The sequence below is a fragment of the Streptomyces griseorubiginosus genome, from assembly GCF_017614965.1.
Lineage (GTDB): Bacteria > Actinomycetota > Actinomycetes > Streptomycetales > Streptomycetaceae > Streptomyces > Streptomyces griseorubiginosus_B.
Genome location: NZ_WVUG01000426.1, coordinates 1 through 6,070, shown reverse-complemented (window position 1 = coordinate 6,070; position 6,070 = coordinate 1). Strand labels below are relative to the sequence as shown.

General features: G+C 71.2%; 8 protein-coding genes. 3 read left to right on the top strand and 5 right to left on the bottom strand.

Annotation, left to right across the window (positions count from 1 at the left end; genetic code table 11):
* A partial coding sequence (locus tag GRC12_RS40910) for a biotin carboxylase N-terminal domain-containing protein (protein ID WP_208785519.1) occupies positions 1-143 on the bottom strand: 143 nt, incomplete at its 3' end.
* A gap of 308 nt (positions 144-451) precedes the next feature.
* On the opposite strand from GRC12_RS40910, the gene GRC12_RS40905 reads away from it, so the two are divergent.
* Complete coding sequence (locus tag GRC12_RS40905) at positions 452-1,003, top strand: hypothetical protein (RefSeq protein ID WP_244374541.1); 552 nt, start codon at positions 452-454, stop codon at positions 1,001-1,003.
* On the opposite strand, the gene GRC12_RS40900 is transcribed toward GRC12_RS40905, so the two are convergent.
* The 4 genes from GRC12_RS40900 to GRC12_RS40890 form a co-directional block, all read right to left on the bottom strand.
* Entirely contained in the window at positions 972-1,592 is a 621-nt protein-coding gene (locus GRC12_RS40900) for a nucleoside triphosphate pyrophosphatase (RefSeq protein ID WP_208785517.1), read from the bottom strand. The two genes, GRC12_RS40905 and GRC12_RS40900, sit on opposite strands and share 32 nt — an antisense overlap.
* A 32-nt stretch (positions 1,593-1,624) precedes the next feature.
* Positions 1,625-1,753 carry a morphogenic membrane protein MmpB gene (gene mmpB / locus GRC12_RS46595; protein WP_133048920.1) on the bottom strand — a complete coding sequence of 43 codons (129 nt, stop codon included), beginning with the start codon at positions 1,751-1,753 and terminating at the stop codon, positions 1,625-1,627.
* 71 nt (positions 1,754-1,824) lie between these two features.
* Positions 1,825-2,034, bottom strand: coding sequence for an acyl-CoA carboxylase subunit epsilon (locus GRC12_RS40895; protein ID WP_208785516.1), 210 nt, complete (start codon positions 2,032-2,034; stop codon positions 1,825-1,827).
* Between the two features lie 9 nt (positions 2,035-2,043).
* On the bottom strand, positions 2,044-3,636 hold the full coding sequence (locus GRC12_RS40890) for an acyl-CoA carboxylase subunit beta (RefSeq protein WP_208785515.1): 1,593 nt from the start codon (positions 3,634-3,636) through the stop codon (positions 2,044-2,046).
* A gap of 111 nt (positions 3,637-3,747) precedes the next feature.
* Here GRC12_RS40890 and GRC12_RS40885 point away from each other — a divergent pair, with 111 nt between their 5' ends.
* Positions 3,748-4,608 (top strand): biotin--[acetyl-CoA-carboxylase] ligase, encoded by an 861-nt coding sequence (locus GRC12_RS40885; RefSeq protein WP_208785514.1) that lies wholly within the window; start codon positions 3,748-3,750, stop codon positions 4,606-4,608.
* Between the two features lie 169 nt (positions 4,609-4,777).
* On the top strand, positions 4,778-5,905 hold the full coding sequence (locus tag GRC12_RS40880; RefSeq protein ID WP_208785513.1) for an adenylate/guanylate cyclase domain-containing protein: 1,128 nt from the start codon (positions 4,778-4,780) through the stop codon (positions 5,903-5,905).
* Positions 5,906-6,070 lie beyond the last annotated feature (165 nt).

Below are 6,070 nucleotides of genomic sequence, written 5' to 3'. Positions count from 1 at the left end.
AACGCCTCATCCGCGGCGCGGACATGCAGAGCGTCCCGGTCCGGGTCGGCGTAGACGGCCACGCTCGCGATGCCGGCGTCCCGACAGGCCCGGGCCACGCGGACAGCGATTTCGCCACGGTTGGCGATGAGCACCTTGCGCACGATTGAGGCTCCCTCCTTGAAACAAGCCGAGTTTAGGGACTGCCGACGAGGCACTTCGACCCGTCCCCAATGGTGAGCTTGCCCACACGGAGCGTGATTCGAGGCTCGCTCGACCCGCGAAATCCCTTGTCGTACCCAGGTACGCAGGACTCCTCCCGGCAACCCTAGCCCTCCCATGTGGTCAAGGTCTCTGTGAGAGCGTGCTGCGGGCCACTCTGTTTCTTTGTGGAGTCCCTACGAATGGCCCAATGATTCTTTGCGGTCGGCACAACCCTTGTCCCGGGGTTTACCCGTTAGTAGCGTTCGCGATGGATCGGAAGGTACTTGGAGTAACCCGAACTTGGCTCGAGAGTGGGTGGGGACCGGTGGTGCGCAGGCCGGTGGCGTGGGTCGTGGCGGTCGTCCTCTTCGTCGAGGCGTTCGGGGTCGCCGCGCTGAACTGGTTCCTCGGGATCGTCGTCGACCGCCAGGACATGTCCCTGGCCGGCCTCGACCCGGACACGATGTCGCTGTCCTCGAAGATCGGCGGGATCGTCTTCGGCCTCTACTACGCCCTGTGCGGCCTGGTCGCGCTCCTGGTGGCGATACGCAACCGCCCCGCGGCCGGCTTCGGCCGGGTCCTGCTGATCAGCGCGGCGGTCGTGCACGCCCTCCTGGCGGCCCTCCTGTGGGGGCTGGTGGGCTGGCCCGCGTTCGTGTTCATGGTCGTGGTGCTGGCCCTCATCGTGCTGCTGCTGATGACCTACGAGGCACCGGTGCAGCCCGCCGAGCCCGCCGACACGCCGCCCGCGGACGTGCCGGGGCCCGAGGGCGACGAGGGCTCGCCGGTCACTTCTCCGTCGGCGCCCACAACTCCGTGATGCCGACGCCCAGTTGGGCGAGGAGCTTGCGCAGCAGGGGGAGGCTGAGGCCGATCACGTTGCCGTGGTCGCCGTCGATGCCCTCGATGAACGGCGCGCTGCGGCCGTCCAGGGTGAACGCCCCGGCCACGTGGAGGGGTTCGCCGGTGGCGACGTAGGCGGCGATCTCCTCGTCGCTGGGGTCACCGAAACGGACGACCGTGGAGGCCGTGCCCGACACGTACCGCTTGCTCGTGGTGTCCCAGACGCAGTGGCCGGTCTGGAGCGTCCCGGCCCGGCCGCGCATCGCCTTCCAGCGGGCGGTGGCCTCCTCGGGGTCCGCCGGCTTGCCCAGCGCCTGGCCGTCCAGTTCCAGCACGGAGTCGCAGCCGATCACCAGGGCGCCCTGGACCTCCGGCCGGGCGGCGACGACGGAGGCCTTGGCCTCGGCGAGGGCGAGCGCCAGGTCGGCGGGGGTCGGCGCGGTCACGGCGTCCTCGTCCACGCCGCTCACGATGACCTCGGGGTCCAGGCCCGCCTGGCGGAGCAGGTTCAGTCGGGCGGGGGACTGGGAGGCGAGGATGAGACGCCTGCGGCGCTGTGCGGTCATGCGGTCAGGTTAGTCAGGTGCCGCCGCCGGACTCACCTCAGGCCGATCACGATCATCGCCAGGACCATGGCCAGCGCCATGAGAACGCCGAGCCGCCGCAACATGTCCTGCGTTTCGCGCAGTTCCTCGGGCGGCTCGTTCTCGGGGTCGGACCACAGCATGCCACCAGCGTGGGGCTTGGCCGGGCTACGGCGCCTGAGTACGGGTACTCAAGTTGGTGCCCGGCGCTGTACTACCCCGGCCAGTATGTGCGCGCCCATGCCGACGGGCCCGGCTGCGGGAGGCGGTGGGCTGCGATGCGGGACGGGTCGGACCAGGTGTCCCTGTCCTTGGCCGGGGTCTCCGGAGCGGCGGAGGCCGCCGCCGCTCGGGCCCTGACCACCGTCAGGGCCGCCGCCAGTTCCTCCGGGGTGGGGTTGCCCCGTACGACCTTGATGTTCACAGCGTCTCCTTAGAGGGGGATGTTGCCGTGCTTCTTCGGGGGCAGGGACTCGCGCTTGGTGCGCAGCTGGCGCAGGCCGCGGACGACGTGGCGGCGGGTGTCGGACGGCATGATCACCGAGTCGACGTAGCCGCGCTCGGCCGCGACGTAGGGGTTGAGGAGGGTGTCCTCGTACTCCTGGATCAGCCGGGCGCGGGTGGCGTCGACGTCGCCGCCCGCCTCGGCCTCGGCGATCGTGCGGCGGTGCAGGATGTTGACCGCGCCCTGGGCGCCCATGACGGCGATCTGGGCGGTCGGCCAGGCGAGGTTGAGGTCGGCGCCGAGGTGCTTGGAGCCCATGACGTCGTAGGCGCCGCCGAAGGCCTTGCGGGTGATGACGGTGATCAGCGGGACCGTGGCCTCGGCGTAGGCGTAGATCAGCTTGGCGCCGCGGCGGATGATGCCGTCGTGCTCCTGGTCGACGCCGGGCAGGAAGCCGGGGACGTCCACGAAGGTGAGGACGGGGATGTTGAAGGCGTCGCAGGTGCGCACGAAGCGGGCCGCCTTCTCGCTCGCCTTGATGTCGAGGCAGCCGGCGAACTGCATCGGCTGGTTGGCGACGATCCCGACGGGGTGGCCCTCGACGCGGCCGTAGCCGGTGAGGATGTTCGGCGCGTACAGCGGCTGGGTCTCGAAGAACTCGGCGTCGTCGAGGACGTGTTCGATCACCGTGTGCATGTCGTACGGCTGGTTGGCGCTGTCCGGCACCAGGGTGTCCAGCTCGAGGTCCTCGGCGGTGACCGTGAGGTCCGCCTCCTCCGGGTAGACCGGCGCCTCGGAGAGGTTGTTGGACGGCAGGTACGACAGCAGCTGCTTGATGTACTCGACGGCGTCCTTCTCGTCGCCGGCCATGTGGTGGGCCACACCGGAGACGGAGTTGTGGGTGCGGGCGCCGCCCAGCTCCTCGAAGCCGACGTCCTCGCCGGTGACCGTCTTGATGACGTCCGGGCCGGTGATGAACATGTGCGAGGTCTGGTCGACCATGACGGTGAAGTCGGTGATCGCGGGGGAGTAGACGGCTCCGCCCGCGCAGGGGCCGACGACCAGGGAGATCTGCGGGATGACGCCGGAGGCGTGGGTGTTGCGGCGGAAGATCTCGCCGTAGGCGCCGAGGGAGGCGACACCTTCCTGGATGCGGGCGCCGCCGGAGTCGTTGATGCCGATGACCGGGCAGCCGGTCTTCAGCGCGAAGTCCATCACCTTGACGATCTTCTGCCCGTACACCTCGCCCAGCGCGCCGCCGAAGACGGTGAAGTCCTGGGAGAACACGGCGACGGGGCGGCCGTCGACCGTGCCGTAGCCGGTGACGACGCCGTCGCCGTAGGGGCGGTTGTTCTCCAGGCCGAAGTTGGTGGAGCGGTGGCGGGCGAACTCGTCCAGTTCGACGAAGGAGCCCTCGTCGAGCAGCAGCTCGATGCGCTCACGGGCCGTCAACTTGCCCTTGGCGTGCTGCTTTTCGACGGCGCGCGCGGAGCCGGCATGCGTCGCCTCGTCAATACGACGCTGGAGATCCGCGAGCTTGCCCGCAGTGGTGTGAATGTCGATCGCTTCCGGCTCGGACATCGGGATCGCGGCTCCCTGCCTGCTCAAAAGGGGGGACGGTTACTCATCCGTAGAGTAGTGGTGGCCCTACGAAACAGCAGTGCGGCGTTTCACACACCTAGGGTGGCTTGCATGACGCCGCGAGATGCATCAGACGACAGCCGCTGGTCCGATCTGGAACGGCCTCCCCTCAACGCCGTGGCGCTGCGCCGCGGGCTCGTGCGGGAGGGCGGGCTGTGGCGGGAACTGGAGGTGGTGCGCGCCACCGGCTCCACCAACTCCGACCTGGTCGCCCTGGCGGCGGCCGGCAAGGCGGCCGAGGGCTCGGTCCTGGTCGCCGAGGAGCAGACCGCCGGGCGGGGCCGCCTGGACCGCCAGTGGACGGCACCGGCCCGCTCGGGCCTGTTCTTCTCCGTGCTGCTGAACCCGGCCGAGGTGCCGGTGGCCCGCTGGGGCTGGCTGCCGCTGCTGACCGGCGTGGCGGTGGCGACCGGGCTGGCGCGGGCCGCGGGCGTCGACACCACACTCAAATGGCCCAACGACCTGCTCGTCTCCATCGCCGGTGAGGAACGCAAGGCCGGCGGCATCCTGGCCGAGCGCGCCGGGGACGACGGCGTGGTCATCGGCGTCGGCGTCAACGTCACCCTGCGGGAGAGCGAGCTGCCGGTTCCCGCCGCGGGGTCGCTGGCGCTGGCCGGAGCGGTGAGCACCGACCGGGATCCGCTGCTGCGGGCCGTGCTGCGCGCCCTGGAGGAGTGGTACGGGCGCTGGCGGGAGGCCGGCGGCGACCCCGCCGAGAGCGGTCTGCAGGAGACGTACGCCGCGGGCTGCGCGACGCTCGGCCGGACGGTACGGGCCGAACTGCCCGGGGACCGGTCGATCACCGGGGAGGCGGTGGCCGTCGACGGCGACGGACGGCTCGTGATCGCCACGGCGGACGGTGTCCAGGAGCCGGTGGGAGCGGGAGACGTCGTGCATCTGCGGCCGGCGTGAGAAAAGACGGCGCGTGCGGCGTTGTGAGGACGGGGCCATCACCGGCGTGGGTCACCGCGGCCGTAACGGGTGACGTAGCGTCGGCTCCACGGGAGTGAGGTAGCGCACAGCTGCCGTAGAGTGAAGGCCGGTCGATACCTGACCGTGGCAGATCGGAAGGGCAGCAGGCGTGACCGTCGACGACACGGGCTCCGGTTCGGACGCGGACGGCCGGGTGGACCCCCACGCCGCCGACTCCGGCGAGGACCCGCTCGCCCTGCGTCTCGAACACCTGATCCTGGGTGCCGAGCGGCGCTACACGCCCTTCCAGGCGGCCCGTAGCGCCGGTGTCTCGGTCGAGCTGGCGACCCGCTTCTGGCGGGCGATGGGCTTCGCCGACATCGGGCAGGCCAAGGCGCTGACGGAGGCCGACGTCCTGGCGCTGCGCCGGCTGTCCGGTCTCGTCGAGGCGGGCCTGCTCAGCGAGGCCATGGCGGTCCAGGTGGCCCGCTCCACCGGCCAGACCACGGCCCGTCTCGCCGAGTGGCAGATCGACTCCTTCCTGGAGGGCCTGACGGAGCCCCCGGAGCCGGGGATGACCCGGACCGAGGTGACGTACCCGATCGTCGAGCTGCTCCTGCCCGAGCTGGAGGAGTTCCTGGTCTACGTCTGGCGCCGCCAGCTCGCGGCCTCCGCCGGGCGGGTCGTGCAGGCCGCCGACGACGAGGAGATGGTCGACCGGCGCCTCGCCGTCGGCTTCGCCGACCTGGTGGGCTTCACGCGGCTGACCCGCCGGATGGAGGAGGAGGAGCTCGGCGAGCTGGTCGAGGCCTTCGAGACGACGGCCGCGGACCTGGTCGCCGCGCACGGCGGCCGGCTGATCAAGACCCTGGGCGACGAGGTCCTGTACGCCGCCGACGACGCGGGCGTGGCCGCGGAGATCGCGCTGCGGCTGATCGAGACCATGGCGAACGACGAGACGATGCCGGAACTGCGGGTGGGCATCGCCTTCGGCACGGTGACCACCCGTATGGGCGATGTCTTCGGAACGACCGTGAACCTCGCCTCCCGGCTCACCTCGATAGCCCCCCGGGACGCCGTCCTCGTCGACAGCGCCTTCGCGGAGGAACTGATCCGCACCGCGGAGGCGCCCGCCTCCGAGGCGGAGGCGGCCGAGGCGGCGGCGACGGCGGAGAAGGAAGGGGAGGAGCCCCCGGTCTACCGCTTCGCCCTCCAGCCGATGTGGCAGCGGCCGGTGCGTGGCCTGGGCGTGGTGGAGCCGTGGCTGCTCACCCGCAGGGGCGGCGGCGCGGTATAGCCGACGGCGCTTGCGGGCACCCGCAGCCGACTGTTCTTCCAGGGCCGTCAGGCGTGCTGCCCCGACCCGCCGACGCACAGCCCGACGATCGGCACGCACAGGCCCGGGTTGACCGGCCTCGGGGTGGCCGACGGGGCCGTGCCGCGGGCGGCGGTGGGTGTCGGC